Here is an 18906-nt window from a genome sequence, read left to right as displayed (position 1 = left end):
ACCGACGACCGTCAGACTACACGGGGATACCCGGCGAACAAGGGCTCCCCGGGAACGGCGGAAGGGGTCAGTCCTTCCAGCGCGGCAGGGCCAGGAGCTGGTCCTTCGTCAGGCCGGTGCTGAACCGGTCGCCCTCCAGGGTCAGCTGGTCCAGCATCACGACGACTTCCTCGTCGCCGATACCGAGGAAGCCGCCGCTCTCGACCGCCACCGCGACGATGCTGCCGGCGCTGTCGACCAGCACTTCGTCGACCTCGCCGATCTTCTCGCCGCCCGTGCCGAAGACGTTCATGTCCTCGATCTCGTCGACGGTGCGGTTGAAGGGCTGGACGATCGCGCGGTCGTCCTCGGCCTCCCGGTAGCCCACCGCCTGCGTGCCCTGCGCCGAGGCGGCGGCGGGGAGTGCCGTCGCTACGGCGACGGTCGCGGCGAGGAGGATGTTTCGCATCGGTCAGAGCTCCGTTCTCGGGAAAGACCGAGCAAAAACACCCTTCCGCCGCAACCGTTCCGCCGCCGCGCCGGCGGCATGGCCCTACTTGTCGAGCCAGACCTCGTCGTAGCGCCAGCCGTTGTAGATGCTGTTGACCATCAGCCCGTAGTTCTTGACGTAGGGCTGCCAGCAGCCGGCGGCGACGCCGTGGAAGATGATCGGCCGCACGACCTCGTTGGTCAGGAACGCGTCGATCTCCCAGACCAGCTGCTTGCGCTTCTCCAGATCCGTTTCGGCCGACTGCGCGTCGAACTTCTTCTCCAGATCCTTGTTGCAATAGCCCGTATAGTTGCGCAGCGAGCCGCAGGCATAGTTCTCGTAGAAATGCTGATCCGGATCGTCGACGGCGCTGCCCGTCTGGTTGATGCCGACGGAATACTTCTTCTGGAACACCGTGTTGTAGTAGACGGCGCTCTCGATGATCTCGAGCTCCGCGTCGACGTAGATCTCGCTCAGCTGGTCGAGGAAGATGACGGCGGGGTTGCGGAAGGTCGGGATGTTGCGGGTGATCACCTTCAGCTTCATGCGCTTGTCGGGGCCGTAGCCCTTCTCCCGCATGATCGCCCGCGCTTCCTCGCGGTTCTTCTCGACGTCGCCGTAGCCGACGAGGGTCTTCACCTTCTCGGTCGGCAGGCCCCAGACGCCTGCGGGCGGCGGCAGCAGGGTGCCGCCGATCGACGCCTTGCCCTCGTTCAGGATCTCGTTGAAGGCGTCCCGGTCGAGCGCCAGCGCCATCGCCCGGCGCATCTTCGGGTCGTCGAAGGGCGGTGCGGACTCGTTGATGATCAGGTTGGTGCTGACATTGCTCGGCCGCATCGTGCACTGGGCGTGCGGCGCCTGGGAGTTGATGTCCTTCAGCAGCGGCGGCGACACGTCGCTGGGGAAGGTGATGTCCTGGTTGCCGGCGATGAAGGATAGCATGCGCGTCGACTGGCTGGCGATGATCGCATACTCGATGCCGTCGAGGTACGGCAGCCCCTTGCGCCAGTACTCCTTGTTCTTCTCGAGCTTGATGCTCTCGTTCTGGTTGAAGGAGACGAACTTGAACGGCCCCGTGCCGATCGGCTTCTTGCGCATGTCGTCGGTCGAGACATGGCAGGGATAGATCGGCGTGTAGCCCGACGCGAGGAGATTGAGCAGCGACGGCTGGCGGCGCTTCAGCTCGAACGTGACCTCGTGATCGCCGTTGGTCGAGACCTGCTCGACATTGCCGTACCAGGCGCCGCGCGGGTTGCGGCGCAGCTTCTGCGTCGTCGACTTCTCGGTCAGCATGTCGAAGGTGCATTTGACGTCTGCCGCGGTGAACGGCTTGCCGTCATGCCACTTGACGCCCTCGTGCAGCTTGAAGGTCAGCTTCGTGCCGTCGTCGTTCCATTTCCACTCGGTGGCGAGCTCCGGACGGATGCTCTCGGTCGAGTTCTGCGGCACCTTCTGGTCGTAGATGACCAGGTTGTTGAATACGGCCATGAACGGCACCACGACGGCGACGGTGGCTTCCTCGTGGATCGACGGACTGGGTGGATTGTTGAACTGCTGCGCCTTCAGGATGCCGCCGGCCTTCTGCGCCGCCGCGCCGCCGAGCGGCACCGCCGCCAGCAGACATGCCGCGAGCAAGGATGGCACCACACGGGCCCTGATACGGTGACTGCGTCCCATCGTCTCCTCCTGTTTTCTTTTTTGGGGGTGGACGTCCTACCGTTGCTGCGTACCGACTAACCGATTGCTCCCTCCCTGTTCCGATGCGTCGAGTATGTCTGGCGCCGGCGCCGCGACCAAGGCCTGCGCGTCGGTCGCGGCGCCGTCTCTGCCAACCTACTTCGCGACGGCCGCGGTGATGACCACCTCGATCAGGTAGCCGTCCAGGTCGGCGACGCCGATGGTGGCGCGGGTCGGCAGGTTCGCCGGCGCCAGCCATTCCTTCCACGCGACGTTCATCGCGGGCTTCGCCTTCATGTCGGTGACGAAGACGAGCGCCGACAGGATGTGGTCACGGCTGGAGCCATGCGTCTTCAGCAGGTCGTCGAGCTGGGCGAAGACCTGCCGGGCCTGGCCTTCCATGTCCAGGCTCGCGTCTTCGGCGACGACGCCAGCGAAGTGGAGGACGCCGTTGTGCTCGACCACCTCGTGCATGATGCCGGCATATTCTGCGCTGCGCTTGATCATCTCTCGTTCCCTGACGCGTCTCGAAAACGCGGACGATAGCCCATCCGCGGCGGCGCGCATCCCCGGATTTCGGGCGTGCGGGGGCCGCCACGCTTGACTCCGACATGCTGTCCGGACAACCTGGGGTGATCATCCAGCCGCAAGAGTCCGGAGAGGAAACGCATGCCCGTCGATCAGGCGCAGACGCAGGCCACGGTCCCCGACAGTGTCGACGTCGTCATCGTCGGCGCCGGCTTCGGCGGCCTCTACATGCTGCACCGGCTGCGCGGGCTGGGCATGTCGGCGCACATCTTCGACGTGGCGAGCGACGTCGGCGGCACCTGGTACTGGAACCGCTATCCCGGCGCGCGCTGCGACGTCGAGAGCATGCAGTATTCCTACTCCTTCTCCGAGGATCTGCAGCAGGAGTGGCGCTGGTCCGAGCGCTTCGCCGGCCAGCCGGAGATCCTGCGCTATGCCGGCCATGTCGCGGACCGGTTCGACCTGCGCCGCGACATCACCTTCGAGACGCGCGTGACGCGCGCCGCCTTCGACGAGACGAGCGGCCGGTGGATGGTCGAAACCGATCGTGGCCACCGGGTCAGCGCACAGCACTGCGTCATGGCGACCGGCTGTCTGTCGGCGGCGAAGCTGCCGGAGATCCCCGGCATCGACAGCTTCCAGGGCCGCACCTTCCATACCGGCGCCTGGCCGCACGAGCCTGTCGACTTCGCTGGACGCCGGGTCGCGGTGATCGGCACCGGCTCGTCGGCGATCCAGGCGATCCCCGTCATCGCCGAGCAGGCGAAGCACCTCACGGTCTTCCAGCGCACGCCGAACTTCAGCATCCCGACCCGCAACCGGCCGATGGAGCCGGAATACGAGGCCGAGTGGAAGGCGGAATATGCCGAGCGCCGCCGCAAGGCGCGGGCGATGCGCACCGGCATCCTCTACGACATCGATCCGCGCTCGGCGGCCGACGTGCCCGAGGAGGAGCGGCGCCGCCACTACGAGGCGCGCTGGGAAGTCGGCGGCACCGCCTTCATGGGCGCGTTCCACGACCTGCTGACGAAGAAGGCGTCGAACGACACGGCAGCGGAATTCGTCCGGGGCAAGATCGCCGAGATGGTGAAGGACCCGAAGAAGGCCGCCATTCTGCAGCCGCGCAACCACCCGATCGGCACGAAGCGTATCTGCGTCGACAGCCACTATTTCGATACGTTCAACCGCGACAACGTCGAACTGGTCGACCTGACCGGCGACCCGATCGAGGCGATCACGCCGACGGGGGTGCGCGTCGGCGGCCGCGATTACGCCGTCGACGACATCGTGTTCGCCACCGGCTTCGACGCGATGACCGGCACGCTGCAGAAGATCGACATCCGCGGCACCGGCAATCAGAGCCTGGCGGACAAGTGGGCGGCGGGGCCGCGCACCTATCTGGGGCTGATGAGCGCCGGGTTCCCCAACATGTTCATGATCACCGGCCCCGGCAGCCCGTCCGTGCTGAGCAACATGATCGTGTCGATCGAGCAGCACGTGGACTGGATCACCCGCTGCCTGGACGACATGCGCGCCAGCGGCGCCACGCGCATCGAGCCGACCCTGGCGGCCGAGGACGCCTGGGTCGAGCACGGCAACGAGGTCGCCCACCGCACCCTCTATCCCGAAGCCAACTCCTGGTACATGGGCGCCAACGTGCTCGGCAAGCCGCGGGTCTTCATGCCCTATGTCGGCGGGGTCGGCGTCTATCGCGAGAAATGCGACGCGGTGGCGGCCAACGGGTACGAGGGCTTCACCCTGGACGCGCCGCCGCGCCGCGCCGCGACCGCCGCGGAGTAGACGGTACCGGAATCCGTCAGCCGGGGGTCCGTCAGCCGGCTTGCGTGGAGGGTCCCGGCGCGGGACCGTCCACGTGCGCGGTTGCGCCGCCCGGTATGACATCGGCGCGCAGCCGCGGCAGGGCGTGCGGATAGCGTTGCTGGACGAAGGCGACCATCCGCTCGCGCACCTCGCAGCGCAGATCGAAGGTACGGCCTGCGTTGCTGGCGCTGGCCAGCATCCGGATCTCCATCGTGTTCTCCCTGAAGTCCGTCACCTGCAGGGCGACGACCCGGCCGTCCCAGAGGTCGGATGACTGCACGACCCTCTCCAGTTCGGCGCGCAGCTCCGCTACCGGCACGGTGAAGTCGACGTAGAGGAAGACGCTGCCGATGAGCGCCGAGCCCTCGCGCGTCCAGTTCTGAAACGGCTTCTCGATGAAGTAGCTGAGCGGCACGATCAGCCGGCGCCAGTCCCAGATCCGCACCACGACGTAGGTCGCGGTGATCTCCTCGACATTGCCCCACTCGTTCTCGACGAGGAGCGCGTCGTCGATGCGGATCGGCTGGGTGATCGCCAGCTGGATGCCGGCGAACAGGTTCTTCAGGACGGGCTGGAGCGCGAGCCCGACCACCAGACTGGCGGCGCCGGCGGAGGCGAGCAGGCTGATGCCGTACTGGCGGATGCCGTCGAACGTCATCAGCGCCGCCGCGATGGTGACGATGATGATCAGGATCTCGGCGATGCGCTGCAGGATACGGGTCTGGGTAACGTGCTTGCGGGCCAGGAGATTGTCGGCCGAATCCAGCTTGAAGCGCCGCAGGTGGACGACCAGCCAGATGTGCAGCGCCGTCCTCGCCATCCAGCCGATCAGCAGGATCAGGCCGAGCAGCATGAGGTGCCGAACGATGCCCGCCCCTTCCGGGGACAGCGGTGCGACGGAGGCGGCGAGCATCGTGGCGACCATCAGGAAGGCCAGGCGAGACGGTCGTCGGGTGCGCGTGACGAGCGACCGGCGGAACAGGTTGTCCGTGCTGACGAGACGCAGCACGGCCGCGAACAGGATCCGGTGCAGCCACCAGGCCAGAACGACCGCGACTGCGATGACGGCGAGGCTGATCGCGCGGTCGGGAACCCAGGGAAGGCTCGCCTGCAGCGACGACAGATAGTCTGTGAGGCGGTCCATGCGCGCTCCGGCCGATTGGTCTCGCTCCCCTTTTCCGAGGTGTGCAAGGCCCGCCCCGAAGTCCACCGCCGATCCCGCCGGTTACCTCGGCGCGCGGGGCGGTCGGGCGAACAGGATGGCGAGCGTGCCGGCGAGCGAGAGGGCGGCGAAGACCTCCAGCGACAGCGTGTAGTCGCCGGTCCAGTCGCGCAGGGCGCCGGAGAGAAGCGGACCGGACGCCTGGGCGGTGACCTGGATGGTGAGGGCGACGCCGCGGATCGCGCCGAAGCTGCGCCGGCCGAAATAGTCGGCCCAGGCGATCGGCAGGACGGTGGTCAGGCCGCCGATGCCGATGCCGAACACCATGGCGGCCAGATAGGCGTGCAGCGCGCCGGTGACGGCGGCGAGGGCGACGGCGCTGGCCGAGAGGCAGACGCCGACGACCATCAGCGCGGCGCTGACGCCGATCCGCCGCGTCACGATGCCGAGGCCGAAACCGGCGATCGCCGAGGCGAAGGAGAAGGTGCTGATCACCGTCGCGGCGACGGTGGGTGCCAGACCGCTCTCGATCAGGTGCGGCGCCTGATGCAGGCTGATGCCCGCCTGCACCGGGTAGATCAGCAGGGTGTAGAGCGCCAGCATCCAGAAGGCCGGGGTACGCATGGCCTGGGCGCGGGTGAAGACCGGCTCGGCGATCGGGTCGCTGCTGGCCCCGGCGCCGGCCCTGGCGTGCGCCGCGGCGGTGGCGGCGCGGCTGCGGTCGGGCAGGAGGCCGAGATCCTCCGGCCGGCGCGCCATCAGCAGCCAGGTCGGCAGCAGGCCGATGGTGAGCACGGTGATGCCGACGGCCACCCAGCCGCTGCGCCAGTCGCCCGCCTGGATGGCGAAATGCGCGATCAGCGGCATCGACATCAGGCCGAACATCTGCGCCAGCGTCGCGATCGACGTGGCGAGCGGACGCCGCTCGACGAACCAGCTGTTGATCGCGCCGTAGATGCCGAGGTCGAACGGGCCGGCGAAGTTCATCCGCCCGATGCAGTAGAGCAGGTAGAAGAAGAGCAGCGAGCCGATCAGCGACAGGCCCATGGTGGCGAAGCCCGTGGCGACGATCGCCAGGCAGAGCATCGTGCGCGCGCCGTGCCGGTCGAGAAGGACGCCGAGATAGGGCGAGGTCACTGCGGCGAGCAGGCCGCCGAGCGACACGGCGCCGGAGATCGCGGTGCGCGACCAGCCGAAGTCGGCGGTCATCGGCTCGACGAAGATCGAGAGGGTCGCGACCGCCGGGCCCTGGCGCGCGAAGCCGGCGCAGCAGACGCAGCCGAGCACGACCCAGCCGTAATAGAAGGGCAGGCGCGCGTTCAGCAGGGCGGGCAGGCGGGTCACGGCTGTGTCTCGCCTCCCGGCGCGGATCCACGGTTCGGCAGCGACCATAGACCGCCACTCCGCGCCTGTCGTCCCGTCCCCGCGCCGACCCCGTTCCGTCGAAAGCCGGTCCGTGCGACCTTGCCCGGGGGCGCCGCGGGCGGCGCCGAAACGACGAAGAGGGAAGAGCGAGACATGGAAGACGCGGTGCTGCTGCAGTCGCTGGAAGACGGCCTGCTGACCTTGACGATGAACCGGCCGGACCGGCGGAACGCACTGACCCTCGTCATGCTCGAGCAGATGCTCGAGGCCGTGCAGGCGGCGGAGCGCGACCCGAACGTGCGCGCCATCGTGCTGACCGGCGCCGGGCAGGCCTTCTGCTCGGGCGGCGACGTCAAGGCGATGGCGACCGGCAGCGAGCGCGACGCCAGCTTCGACCGGCGCGTGCGCAACCTGCGTGCCCGCATGGAGGTTGCGCGCCTGCTGCACCACATCCCGAAGCCGACGATCGCGGCGATCCGCGGTGCGGCGGCCGGCGCCGGCCTGTCGCTGGCGCTCGCCTGCGACCTACGCATCGCCACGCCGGGATCGAAGTTCACCACGGCGTTCGGCAAGGTCGGCCTGTCGGGCGATTTCGGCGGCAGCTACTTCCTGCCGCGGGTCGTCGGCCCGGCCAAGGCGCGCGAACTCTACATGCTGAGCCCGGTGCTGACCGGCGAGGAGGCGGCGGCGATCGGCCTCGTCAACCGCGTCGTGCCGGACGACCGCTTCGACGCCGAGGTCGCCGCGATGGCGCAGAGCCTGGCCAGCGGCCCGACCGTGGCGCTCGGCTACATCAAGGAGAACATGAACCTGGCGGCCTATGCCGACCTGGCCACCGTGTTCGACGCGGAGGCCCTGCGCCACACCAGCTGCGGCCGCACCGAGGACCACATGGAGGCCGCCCAGGCGTTCGTCGACAAGCGTGCGCCGGTGTTCAAGGGACGCTGAGCGGCGTCCGCAGGGCCGGGCCCAGCGGCCGGGTGATGGGCAACGGTCCGGTCTTGCGGCATGCTGGCGCGAACCATGATGACGGGGAGCGCAGCGTGAGCCAGGAGTTCGTCAAGACGCGCCGGGAGGGGCCGGTCGGCATTCTCACCTTCGACCGGCCGGAGGTGCTCAACGCCTTCCACAACGAGGCGATGGCCGAGAATGTCGCGGCCCTCGCCGCCTTCGAGGCCGACCCGGCGGTGCGGGCGATCGTCGTCCACGGCGCCGGCCGCGCCTTCTCCGCCGGCTTCGACATGAAGGCCTCGGCGACGCGCGACATGTCGACGGTCGACAAGGTCCAGGCGCAGATGGAGCGGCAGTTCGACTTCATCATGTCGTTCTGGCGCTGCGAGAAGCCGACGGTGGCCGCGGTGCACGGCTTCTGCATGGCGGGCGCCTTCGAGGTGGCGCTGGCCTGCGACCTGACGGTCGCCGCCGAAGGCACGCGCTTCGGCGAGCCCGAGGTGCGCTTCGGCACCGGCATCGTCGCGATGCTGCTGCCCTGGATGGTCGGCCCGAAGCACGCCAAGGAGATGCTGCTGACCGGCAACGACAAGATGGACGCCAGGCGCGCCGCCGAGATCGGCATCGTCAACGAGGTGGTGCCGGGCGGTCCGGACGAGGTACTGGCGCGCGGGCTGCAACTGGCGACGGACATCGCCGCGGCGGCCGGCCCGTCGGTCTTCTTCACCAAGCGGGCGATCAACCGCACCTATGAGATCATGGGACTCTGGGACGCGCTGAAGGCGTCGCTCGACATCGACGTTATCCTCAACGCCACGCCGAGCGAGGAGAAGGCCGAGTTCGGCCGCCTGCGTCGCGAACAGGGCCTGAAGGCGGCCCTGGCCTGGCGCGACTCGCGCTTCTCGGACAACCGCTGAGCGGGGCCGCGGCGTGATCCGTCGGCGCGCGGGTCCCGTAGACCGAGATTGCAGCCCGCGCGTCGCGGGCGTCCCGCCGGTTGGAAACAGCGTGTGCCCGGTACGGCCATCCTCGTCTCGCTAGGCGTTCTGCAGCTCCTGTCGGCGCTGCCGAACAGGGTCGACGCGCTGACGCCGGATGCGTTCCTGCGGGTGCCGTACGAACTGCCTGCGATCCTGCTGATCCTGCTCGTCTCGCCGCCACGGTGGCGCCCGCTCACCTGTCGGCTGCTCGCGGCGGCGACGGGTGCCGCGGTCGCGCTGAAGCTGGCCGACATGGCGGCGCATGCGGCGCTCGGCCGGCCGTTCGACCCGGTGCTGGACCTGCATCTCGCGGCGGCCGGCTGGGACCTGCTGGTCGGGGCGATCGGGATGGGACGGGCGCTGCTCGCCGCCGCCGCGGTGGCCGCCGTCCTGGCCGGAGCGGTCGCCGCGACACATCGCGCGCTCGGCGTGCTCGCCCGTGCCCTGCCGGCACCGTCGGCCGGTGGCAGCCATCGCGTCGCGTGGGCCGGTGCGGCAGCGCTCCTGCTTGCCGGCGCCGCACTGCGCCCGCCGGTGGATGGGGCCAGCGCCGGCGGTCTGGTCTACGACAGGACGGGCGGGGCGATCGCCGGACTGGCCGACCTGCGGTCGCTCCGGGACGAGGCGGTGTCCGACGCCTTTGCCGACGTCGCGGACGGGCGGCTGCTGTCGGGGCTCGCCGGCCGGGACGTGCTGCTGGTGTTCGTCGAATCCTACGGACGCTCGGCGATCGAGGATCCGCGCTATACGGCGACCGTCGGCCCCGCGCTGGACGCGTTCGAAACGGCGGTGGCGGCGCGCGGTCTGGCGATCCGCTCCGGCTGGCTGACCGCGCCGATGGTCGGCGGGCAGAGCTGGCTGGCGCACGGCTCGGTGCTGTCCGGCCTGTGGATCGACAGCCAGCAGCGCTACGACAGCCTCGTGGCCGGCGAGCCGCGGTCCCTGGTGCGCGATTTCGGCCGCGCCGGCTGGCGGACCGTGGCGGCGATGCCGGCGATCACCGCGCCGTGGCCGGAGGGCAGCCGCTTCGGCTTCGACCGCATCTACGTGGCGGACGACTTCGGCTATCGCGGCGCGCCCTTCAACTGGGTCACCATGCCCGACCAGTTCACGCTGGCCGCCTTCGACCGGCTGGAGCTGGCGGCCGCCGACCGGCCGCCGGTGATGGCGACCATGGCGCTGATCTCCAGCCACGCGCCGTGGACGCCGGTGGCGCCGCTGCTCGACTGGGCGTCGGTCGGCGACGGGACGGTCTTCACGCCGCATGCCGCGGTCGGCGATCCGCCCGAGGTCGTATGGCGCGACCCGGAGCGGGTGCGCCACCAGTATGCGCTGGCCGTGGCCTATTCGCTGCGGACGCTGGCGGCCTATGTCGAGGCCTACGGCCGCGACGAGATGGTGCTGATCCTGCTGGGCGACCATCAGCCGGCGCCGCTGATCACCGGCGCCGGCGCGTCGCGCGACGTGCCGGTCCACATCGTCGCGGCCGCGTCCGTCGCGGAAGCCGCGGCCGGCCCGTGGGACTGGGTGCCGGCGGCGCGGCCGGGCGACGTGCGGCCGCGGCGGATGGACGCCTTCCGCGAGCGGCTGCTTCGGGCCTTCACGCCGCCGGCGACGCCGCCCGCCGCGCCGATACGGCCGGAGACGCTGTCGCAGTTCGCACCCGGCGGCCGTCACAACACCGTACGAAACTGACGGCGTTTCGCTGTGGCGAAACGCGAGGTGTGCGCCGCCTCACTGGTTCGCGCCGCGGGTGCGCATACGTTCCCGGCGCGCGACGGCCGCGGCCGCCGTGCGGATCGGGAGTGGTCGAGATGGTCAATCGGTTCACGGAAATGCCGGCGCTCGGCCGGCCGGCGGCAGAGTCCGTCGCACGGGCGCGGGCGGCGGCGGCCGGGCAGCGCATCGCCACGGCGAACATGCTGTCGGGCGGGGCGATCCCGCAACAGGGCGCAACGGGGCAGGCCGAGGCTCGGCAGGGTGTCGGCCAGCTGTCGGCACGGCAGCGCGCCTGCGACAGTTTCTGGCGCTGCGCCAGCGTCACCCGGCTGGTATCGCAAGGCAACTGAAGGCGCTATCATACCGCTGTATTCAGCTTCGTCCGGAGACGAGCGTGGCGGCCACCGCGAAGATGGACAAGCGAAAGGTATTCGCCTCGCACGAGCTCTTCAGCCGGTTCAGCCCGGCCGAGATCGAGCGGTTGGTGAGCTTTTCGCACGCCCGCGCCTATGGCGCCGGCGAAGTGATCTTCGAGAAGGGGTCGCCCGGCCAGGGGCTGATGGCGGTCCTGTCGGGGCGCGTGCGGATCAGTTCGCCGTCGCCCGAAGGCCGCGAGATCGTCCTCAACATCATCCATCCGGGCCAGATCTTCGGCGAGATCGCCCTCCTCGACGGCAAGGAGCGGACCGCCGACGCGACCGCCATGGAGGCCTGCGAGCTGCTGATCCTGGAGCGGCGCGACTTCGTGCCGTTCCTGGAGAAGCACCCGGACATCTGCCTGCGGCTGATCGCGGTCCTGTGCGAACGGCTGCGCCGGACGACCGAACAGGTCGAGGACGTGCTTTTCCTCGACCTGCAGGCGCGGCTCGCGAAGACGCTGCTGCATCTGGTCGACGCGCACGGCCGGCCCGTGTCGAACGGAGTCGCGCTGGGTGCGAAACTGTCCCAGCGCGACCTTGCCAACATGATCGGCGCATCGCGCGAAAGCGTGAACCGCCAGCTCAGCCTCTGGGAAGAGGAGGGGCTGATCAGCCGGGATCGGGGCGCCATCACGATCCTCGACAGCGCCGCGCTGCAGATGCTGGTGGGCGCCGAAGCCTGACGCCCCCGGCAGCCGGCTACGGCGTCAGATCCGGCCCGCGGCGGCTGCCGGCACCAGGATCTCCTGCGCACGGTTGGCGTCGCGGCTGCGGTCGCGGAAGTCGTTCAGCTGCTTGAACAGCGTCGCGAACTCGTCGGTGCCGCCCGCCGCCGCATACATCGCCTGGAGCGCGTTCAGCGAGTCGTAGGCCCAGATCGTGCGGTAGTTGCCGGTGTGCTTCTCCGTCGTCGAGAAGACGGCATAGGTGCCGCGATAGTTGACGCCCTTCGGTGCGGCCGCCGCCAGCGCCGCCTCGTTGTCGCGCAGCCACGCGCCGAAGCGGTCGCCGTGCTCCAGCGCGACGTCGTAGCCCCAGACCATCGTCACCGCGCCGACCAGCGTCTTGTTCTTGACCAGCGCCTTGATGTTGGCGCCCGGCTCCCCGGCGCGGGTTCCGCCGGGATCGGTGAGGATGAAGGTTTCGCCGGTCCGCACTTCCGGATCCAGCGCGACGGCGGTCGGGGCATCGAGGCTGTCCCGGGACTTGATCATGCCCTTCAGGCGTTCGAGATCGCTGCTGCTCACGTCCGACTCCTCTTCGTTATGGTTGGCACTGTTCGACGATGCCCGACTCCAGGAGCGTGGCGAGCCCCTGATCGAGCTGGGCTTCGGCATCCGGCGTCGGCGGCACGGCCTCGAGATAGGCCTGGGCCAGCGCTTCCGGCGACAGTCCCTGGCAGAGCTCGAGAATGAGCCATGCGTTCAGGTTCAGCCGATAGAGCCGCGGGTCGGCCGGCGTGAAGACGACGCATGTCTCCAGTTCCGGCACGGGCCTAACCCGCACGCCGGGGACCAGCCTGTAGCAGCCATTCTGGGAGGACACGCAGGTCGACTCCGTCGTTGAGGGTGACGTCGAAGGGATCGGGCGCGCTCCACCGGCGATGGAACGCGTAGGCCGTCGACCGGCAGCCGCCGTGCGACCCCTGGGTGGTGGAGCAGGTGCCGCAGGACTTCTCTACCGCGCCGGCCCGCAGTTCGCGGTAGAGCGGATCGTCCCAGGTCGGCAGGATGCCCTGTTCGCGGACGTCGCCATAGTCGACGAACTCGCGGAGATAGGAGCAGCCGATCGATCGGCCGAACGGCGTGACCGCCGCCATCTGCCAGCAGCAGTTGCCGTCGTTGGGGTGCCAGGACTGCATCAGCTTGATGCCCGGCGGCGGCCGCAGCCCGTCGATCGCCGCCGCCATCTCGTCCATCGACAGGGCAAGCTCGGCCCAGTGCCGCTTGGCGCGGCCGATCGGATAGAGGCGCAGGATGCCGACCTTGCGCACGCCGAGCGACTGCGCCAGGGCCATGTAGTCGTCGAGTTCGGCCACGTTCGTCCGGTTGAGGATCAGCAGCATTTCCGTCGGGATGCCGGCGTCCAGCAGGGCGGCGATCCCGGCGCAGGCGCGGTCGAAGCTGCCCGGCGTGCCGGTCATGGCGTCGTGGGTCGCGGCACGGGCGCCCATCACGTCGACCAGGCAGCCGCCGAGCCCGACCGCCTTCAGCTGCTGCGCGAGTGCGGGGGTGACGAGCGTGCCGTTGGTACGGATCCGCGTCATCATGCGGCGCGCGCAGTGGCGCAGCAGGGCGAGCAGGTCGTCTGTGCGGCGGAAGGGCTCTCCGCCCTCGATGAAGAGCGAGACCACGCCGTCGTCGATCAGGCCGTCCACCAGCGCCCGCCACTCGTCGGCCCGCATTTCGTCGCCTGCGCGGGCGGGATCGCAGTCGGCGTAGCAGTGCTTGCAGTCCAGATTGCAGGTCTGGGTGCAGGAGAGGGTGACCTTCAGCGGCCGCTCGAGATGGTAGGGGTTCTTCCTAGGCACTGGGGGCACTGGGCTCACGTCGCCCTCCAAGTCGTTCGAGGGCGCCGGCGAGATTGAGCCAGCCGAATCCGTGGCCCGCATGCCAGCCGTCGCGCGCGGGCGGCCGGTCCGCCGATGCGATCAGGGCTTCGCGGATGGCGGCCGCGTCGGCCGTCGGGTTCGCCTGGAGCAGCAGGGCGATCGCGCCGGTCACGTGCGGTGCCGCCATGCTGGTGCCGGACATCGCCGCCCGCGGCGCCCTTGCTGCCGGCCGCCCGCGCTTCGGCGGCGGGTCGCCCTTCGAGACCGCCGCCCAGACGCTGTAGCCGGGGGCCGTGACATGGGGATTCTCGCGGCTGTCGCGGGTCCGGCCCTGGGCGCTGAACATCGCGAGGTCGCGATTGACCGCCAGCGCATAGTGCGCACCGACCACCACCGTCCCGATTCCGCAGGCCAGCGACGCCAGCGTGCAGGCGGGGTCCGCGTCCTCCGCGGCGAAGCGCGACTGTCCCGGATCGTCCCGGTCGATCCAGGCATCGAAGCGCACCGCCCGGTCGCAGCGCGGCACGAGCCTCACCCGCCAGGTACCCTTCCTGCCCGAGGGCCGGATGACAGCCGTCAGCACTTCCAGGTTCTCGTCGATATGGCGGCTGCCGACGACGGCGCCTGCATGGACGTCGTCGCGGCTGACCGCCCCCGTCGTACCGGGTTCGACGATGCCGAGCACGGTACCGGCCGGATCGGTGAGCTCCAGCGCGAGCGGGCCGTCGGCCCATATTTCGAGCTGGTTCGGACCGTCGTCGCCCTCGGGAAACTGCCAGCCGAGGCTGCGGTCGCCGTCCGGCGCGATGGTGCCGGCGGCGTGCAGCGCGGCGGCGCCGGCGTTGCCCGCCGCCACGACGATCGCCCGGCCCGGGACCTTCAGGAAGATGTCCATCGTGCGTTCCACGACGCTCGTCCCGTCGTGGCTGCCGCCGTTGGTGCCGAGGCTGAGATTGACCACCGCCGGGCGGTCGCCGGCGCGCGCGAAGATGTAGGCGACTGCATCGAGCACCGCGGCGGTGCGGTTGAGATCGGGGTCGCCGTCCCAGGCGTAGCGTCGGAGCTGGACGAAGACGATGTCGGCTTCCGGCGCCATGCCGCGACAGCCGGTGCCGCGGCCGTTGCCCGCCGCAATGTCCATCACATGCGTGCCGTGCGCCGCCTCGACCTTACCGGCGCGGAAATAATTGGCGTGCGGGTCGTAGCCCAGCGCCGCGTAGGGATCCGCCTCGCCGAGGGCGGCGTCGATGGCCGCGCGGTCGTATTCGCGGCCGTAATCGGCCTCGGGAATGCCGCCGGCGCCGTTCTGGTCCCAGAGGTGGAGCAGCCGCGTCGTTCCGTCGGCGCGGCGAAAGTTCCGGTGGGCGAAGTCGCAGCCATAGTCGACGATGCCGACGACGACGCCGCGCCCGTCGAGTCCCGCCGCCGACGGCAGGGTCGCGAAGGTCGGGCCGCAGGCATCCTTGACCGAGTGGTCGAGCTGCGGCCTCAGGCGGGGGCCGACGAAGAGCGCGTCGACCGCGCCGCTCTGCAGCAGTCCGGCCGCCGTCTCCAGGGCGACCCGGCCGCCGCCCTCGGGGATGTCGACCGCGCCCTGGAAATGGTAGGCGCGGCCCGGCTCCGCGGGGTCGTCCGGGAAGCTACGGCGGGAGAATATGCGACCGTCGTCGCGGAGGACGAATCCGGGCTGCAGGCCGTCGATCGCGGTGCGGACGGCGCCCCCCTCGGCCAGGAAGGGAAAGCGGGAGGCCGTCGCGAACACGTCGCCGGCAGCGACCGGGCGACCGCCCCGGACCTGGTCCAGCGCGGCGATCTCCAGCAACGGGTCGAGACGCTCGATCGCCAGCTGCAGGCGGCTGCGCGTATCGACCGTTTCGAGGCGGTAGCGGCTTCGGTCCGTCGCAGGCATGATCGTGGGGTATGTCGGTTGGTACGGCGCGGTAACTGCAAGCCTTGCAGGGGCCCATCCCCGGCGCAAGGCGATTGTACATGATGCGTCCTTTTTCCACCTCGGGGAACGGACGTCGCCGCGGACGGAGCGTCGGGTGAACGAGCGATCGCCGGTTGAAATATCCTGCGCCAGTTGCGGCACCGTCAGTCCCGCAGGCTTTCGTTTCTGCGGGAATTGCGGCGCCCGCCTGACGGCGACGGCCGGGTCGGGCCGGGAGGGTCTGGCGCAGAACCCCGCCGCTCTCTCCGAGCGGCGGCAGGTCACCGTGATGTTCTGCGACCTCGTCGGGTCGACGCAGCTCTCCGAACAGATGGAGCCGGAGGATCTGCGCGAGCTGATTCTCGACTATCGGGACGTCTGCGCCGCCAGCGTGGCCCGCTACGACGGCAGCGTGGCCCGCTATCTCGGCGACGGCATCCTGGTCTATTTCGGCTACCCGAAGGCGCACGAGGACGATCCCCGGCGCGCGATCCTGGCCGCCCTGGATATCCGCCTGGGGATGCAGCGCCTGAACGACACCTTCGTGGCGCGCGACTGGCCGCCGCTGGAACTGCGCATCGGCATCCATACCGGCCTGGTGATCGCGGGCGATATGGGCACCGCCATGACGCACGAGCCGATGGCCGTGGTCGGCAGCGCTCCCAACGTCGCCGCGCGCCTGCAGGCCCAGGCGGCGCCGAACGCGATCGTCATCAGCACGGCGCCGAACGCGATCGTCATCAGCACGGCGACGCACGACATCGTCGAGGGCTTCTTCGAGTTCAGGGCGCTCGGCGCCCGCGTCCTGGCCGGGATCGCCGAGCCGGTGGCGCTCTACGAGGTGCTGAACGAGACGGGTGCCCGGGACCGGCTGGGCGCCCGCCCGCATCGCAGCATGCTGCTCGGCCGGACGCGCGAGCTGGAGCTGCTGCGCGATCGCTGGGCGCGGGCGGGGCACGGCGCCGGACAGTTCGTGCTGCTCGAGGGCCCCGCCGGCATCGGCAAGTCCCGACTGCTGATGGCCCTGCAGGAGGAGGCGGGCATCGGGCCGGACGCCCTGTTGCGCTGCCACTGCTCCGAATACTACGAGACGACGGCGTTCCATCCGATCGCCGAACTCGTCGACCATGTCGCGTCGGGCGGCAGCCCGCTGGCGCGGCATCTCGATCCGGGCCTGCCGGCGCTTCTCGACCCGGCGCTGGCCGAGGCGCCCTCGGATCCGGCCATGGACCCGGAGCAGCGTCGGCAGAAGCTGATGGACGGCCTCGTCGGCTGGCTGTCGGCGGCGTCGCGCGAGCGGCCGGTGCTGTTCGTCGCCGAAGACCTTCACTGGGCCGACGACTCGACCCGAAGCTTTCTTCGGCTGCTCGGCGAGAGCCTGTCCGGCAGCCAGCTGATGGTGGTCGCGACGACCCGCCCCGGCGGCGGAAGTTCCGTGGCGGACCTGCCGGGCCTGCTTCACCTGCCGCTGCACGTGCTGTCGCTCGACCAGGCGCGCGACCTCGTCGTCCGCACCGCCGGCAAGCCACTCCCCGACGACGTCGTCGGCCTGATCCTGGCGCGCGCCGACGGGATCCCGCTGTTCGTCGAGGAGCTCACCCGGGCGGTCGTCGCCTCGCCGCTGCTGATCGAGCGGAACGACCGCTTCGAGGTGGGGGCAGCCGGCGCGCCGGCGATCCCGATGACGCTGCGCGACTCGCTGATGGCGCGCCTGGACGCGCTCGGCGGCTCGAAGCAGGTGGCCCAGATCGCCTCGGTGCTCGGCCGCTCCTTCCCCGAACTGCTGGTGCGTCTGGTCGCGGACCTCCAGCAGGCGCTGCTCGAGGAGCATCTCCGGACCCTGGTGGGATCGCAGTTCTTCTGCCGCGAGGACGAGCCGGAACTGCCGTCCTATGCCTTCACCCACGCGCTGCTGCAGGATGCGGCCTACGATTCGCTGGTGCGGCAGACGCGCCAACTCTACCACCGCCGCACGGCCATGGCGCTCGAACAGGCGTTTCCCGAGACGACGCGCCAGCAGCCGGAGATCCTGGCGCGCCACCACGCGCTGGCCGGCGACGCGGCGAAGGCGGCAGACCTGTGGGAGGCGGCCGGCAGGCGCTCGGCCGCACGGTCCGCCAACGTCGAGGCCGCGGCGCAGATCGCGAACGCGCTGTCAGCGCTGGCGGAGCTTCCCGACAGCCCCGACCGGCAGCGCCAGGAGCTGCGGCTGCAGATCGCGCTGGGCGGCCAGATGATCATCACCGCGGGCAACGCCGACCCGCGGGTCGAGCGGGCGTTCGCGCGCGCCTTGCTGCTCAGCGAGGTCCTGGCCGAGCCGGGGATGCTGTTCCAGGCGCGGCGCGGCCTGCTCTCCTATTATCAGGTGCGCGGCCGCCCGCGGGTCGCCCGCCGGTTCGGCGAGGAGATGCTGCAGCAGGCGGAGGATCTCGGCGACGTGAACCTGCTGATCCAGGCGCATCGCGCGCTCGGCCTCTGCCGGTTCTTCATCGGCGAACTGTCCGACGCCGCCGATCATCTCTCCCGCGCCCTCGACATGTGCCGCACCAACGGCGCCGGCGGCGAGACCGTGGTGTTCATCTCCGATCCGGCCGTGCTGGCGCAGTGCAACCTGGGCTGGGCGGAGTGCGCTCTCGGCCGCCCCGACAGTGGGCTCGCACATTGCGAGCAGGCGGTCGCCCGCGCCCGGCTGGTCCGGCATCAGCACAGCCTGGCCTACGCGCTCAGCATCGCCGCCGCCGTCAGGCAGATGCGCCGCGAACCGAAGCAGGTGCGTCTGATCGCCGAGGAGATTCTGTCGCTCGCCGGTCGTGGCGGCTACACCTACTGGCGCGGCTGGGCGCAGGGACTGCAGGGCTGGGCGCTCGCCATGCTCGGCAATCCGCGCGGCGGGCTGGAAGCGCTCGACACGGCGCTGACCGAATATGCCGCGACGGGCGCCGAGATCATGCGGCCCTACTTCCTGGCGCTGAAGGCGGAGGTGCTGAATCGCTGCGGCGCCGCGAACGAGGCCGTCACCGCCCTCACGGCGGCGGAGGCGGACATCCAGACGCACGGCATGGCATTCTGTCACGGCGACGTCGTGCGCCGCCGCGCGGTCCTGGCGGCCGGCAGCGGCGACACGGCGACGGCGGAGGCGCTGTTCGCCCGCGCGCGCGCCATCGCCGACGAGCAGGCCGCGGGCCTCCTGCGCCTGCGCATCGCGATCGACCGCGCGCAGGCGTTCGGCGGCGAAGCCCTCGCCGATCTGCAGGCGCTGTACGCGTCGCTCGCGGAGGGGCACGAGACCGCCGACGCGGTCGAGGCGGCGACCCTCCTGAATCATCTCTAGCCG

16 protein-coding genes are annotated in these 18906 nt (G+C 70.2%); 7 read left to right on the top strand and 9 right to left on the bottom strand.

Translation table 11 applies throughout. The features are described from left to right. Window positions 1-67: 67 nt before the first annotated feature. The 3 genes from ABIE65_RS08395 to ABIE65_RS08385 form a co-directional block, all read right to left on the bottom strand. Window positions 68-448 (bottom strand): PRC-barrel domain-containing protein, encoded by a 381-nt coding sequence (locus ABIE65_RS08395; protein WP_354077054.1) that lies wholly within the window; start codon window positions 446-448, stop codon window positions 68-70. Window positions 449-532: 84 nt separating this feature from the next. Beyond that, window positions 533-2146: an ABC transporter substrate-binding protein gene (locus tag ABIE65_RS08390; protein WP_354077053.1), complete on the bottom strand. Its 1614-nt coding sequence runs from the start codon at window positions 2144-2146 to the stop codon at window positions 533-535. A gap of 156 nt (window positions 2147-2302) precedes the next feature. Next, window positions 2303-2653, bottom strand: a complete 351-nt coding sequence (locus tag ABIE65_RS08385) for a RidA family protein (RefSeq protein WP_354077052.1) — start codon at window positions 2651-2653, stop codon at window positions 2303-2305. 162 nt (window positions 2654-2815) lie between these two features. Here ABIE65_RS08385 and ABIE65_RS08380 point away from each other — a divergent pair, with 162 nt between their 5' ends. Beyond that, window positions 2816-4474 (top strand): flavin-containing monooxygenase, encoded by a 1659-nt coding sequence (locus tag ABIE65_RS08380; protein WP_354077051.1) that lies wholly within the window; start codon window positions 2816-2818, stop codon window positions 4472-4474. Between the two features lie 31 nt (window positions 4475-4505). Here the strand turns inward: ABIE65_RS08380 and ABIE65_RS08375 are convergent, their stop codons facing one another. Beyond that, the gene (locus tag ABIE65_RS08375; RefSeq protein ID WP_354077050.1) at window positions 4506-5639 is read right to left on the bottom strand and encodes a mechanosensitive ion channel family protein; all 1134 of its coding nucleotides are present in this window, start codon (window positions 5637-5639) and stop codon (window positions 4506-4508) included. Window positions 5640-5720: 81 nt separating this feature from the next. Continuing rightward, entirely contained in the window at window positions 5721-7001 is a 1281-nt protein-coding gene (locus ABIE65_RS08370; RefSeq protein ID WP_354077049.1) for an MFS transporter, read from the bottom strand. Window positions 7002-7175: 174 nt separating this feature from the next. On the opposite strand from ABIE65_RS08370, the gene ABIE65_RS08365 reads away from it, so the two are divergent. The 5 genes from ABIE65_RS08365 (at window position 7176) to ABIE65_RS08345 (ending at window position 11774) form a co-directional block, all read left to right on the top strand. Beyond that, the gene (locus tag ABIE65_RS08365) at window positions 7176-7970 is read left to right on the top strand and encodes an enoyl-CoA hydratase (RefSeq protein ID WP_354077048.1); all 795 of its coding nucleotides are present in this window, start codon (window positions 7176-7178) and stop codon (window positions 7968-7970) included. 95 nt (window positions 7971-8065) lie between these two features. Then, complete coding sequence (locus ABIE65_RS08360; RefSeq protein WP_354077047.1) at window positions 8066-8890, top strand: enoyl-CoA hydratase/isomerase family protein; 825 nt, start codon at window positions 8066-8068, stop codon at window positions 8888-8890. Between the two features lie 93 nt (window positions 8891-8983). Next, entirely contained in the window at window positions 8984-10648 is a 1665-nt protein-coding gene (locus tag ABIE65_RS08355; protein ID WP_354077046.1) for an alkaline phosphatase family protein, read from the top strand. A 119-nt stretch (window positions 10649-10767) separates the two neighbouring features. Next, on the top strand, window positions 10768-11022 hold the full coding sequence (locus tag ABIE65_RS08350; protein WP_354077045.1) for a hypothetical protein: 255 nt from the start codon (window positions 10768-10770) through the stop codon (window positions 11020-11022). 44 nt (window positions 11023-11066) lie between these two features. Next, the gene (locus ABIE65_RS08345) at window positions 11067-11774 is read left to right on the top strand and encodes a Crp/Fnr family transcriptional regulator (RefSeq protein ID WP_354077044.1); all 708 of its coding nucleotides are present in this window, start codon (window positions 11067-11069) and stop codon (window positions 11772-11774) included. A 24-nt stretch (window positions 11775-11798) separates the two neighbouring features. Here ABIE65_RS08345 and ABIE65_RS08340 read toward each other — a convergent pair whose 3' ends face one another. The 4 genes from ABIE65_RS08340 to ABIE65_RS08325 are packed head-to-tail and all read right to left on the bottom strand — an operon-like array spanning window position 11799 to window position 15551. Further along, window positions 11799-12338, bottom strand: a complete 540-nt coding sequence (locus ABIE65_RS08340) for a hypothetical protein (RefSeq protein WP_354077043.1) — start codon at window positions 12336-12338, stop codon at window positions 11799-11801. Between the two features lie 16 nt (window positions 12339-12354). Next, a complete protein-coding gene (locus ABIE65_RS08335; protein WP_354077041.1) occupies window positions 12355-12582 on the bottom strand; it encodes a PqqD family peptide modification chaperone in 228 nt (75 codons plus the stop codon). Between the two features lie 4 nt (window positions 12583-12586). Beyond that, the gene (locus tag ABIE65_RS08330) at window positions 12587-13621 is read right to left on the bottom strand and encodes a radical SAM protein (protein ID WP_354077040.1); all 1035 of its coding nucleotides are present in this window, start codon (window positions 13619-13621) and stop codon (window positions 12587-12589) included. Next, window positions 13614-15551 (bottom strand): S8 family serine peptidase, encoded by a 1938-nt coding sequence (locus tag ABIE65_RS08325; protein WP_354077038.1) that lies wholly within the window; start codon window positions 15549-15551, stop codon window positions 13614-13616. The genes ABIE65_RS08330 and ABIE65_RS08325 overlap by 8 nt, the downstream gene beginning before the upstream one ends. Before the next feature lie 136 nt (window positions 15552-15687). Between ABIE65_RS08325 and ABIE65_RS08320 the strand changes: the two genes are divergently transcribed. Next, window positions 15688-18903, top strand: coding sequence for an AAA family ATPase (locus tag ABIE65_RS08320; RefSeq protein WP_354077037.1), 3216 nt, complete (start codon window positions 15688-15690; stop codon window positions 18901-18903). Window positions 18904-18906: the final 3 nt, after the last annotated feature.

This window comes from Constrictibacter sp. MBR-5 (assembly GCF_040549485.1).
Taxonomy (GTDB): Bacteria; Pseudomonadota; Alphaproteobacteria; order JAJUGE01; family JAJUGE01; genus Constrictibacter.
Note: the sequence above shows the minus strand (reverse complement) of the source record. Positions and strands in the feature narration are given on the sequence as shown.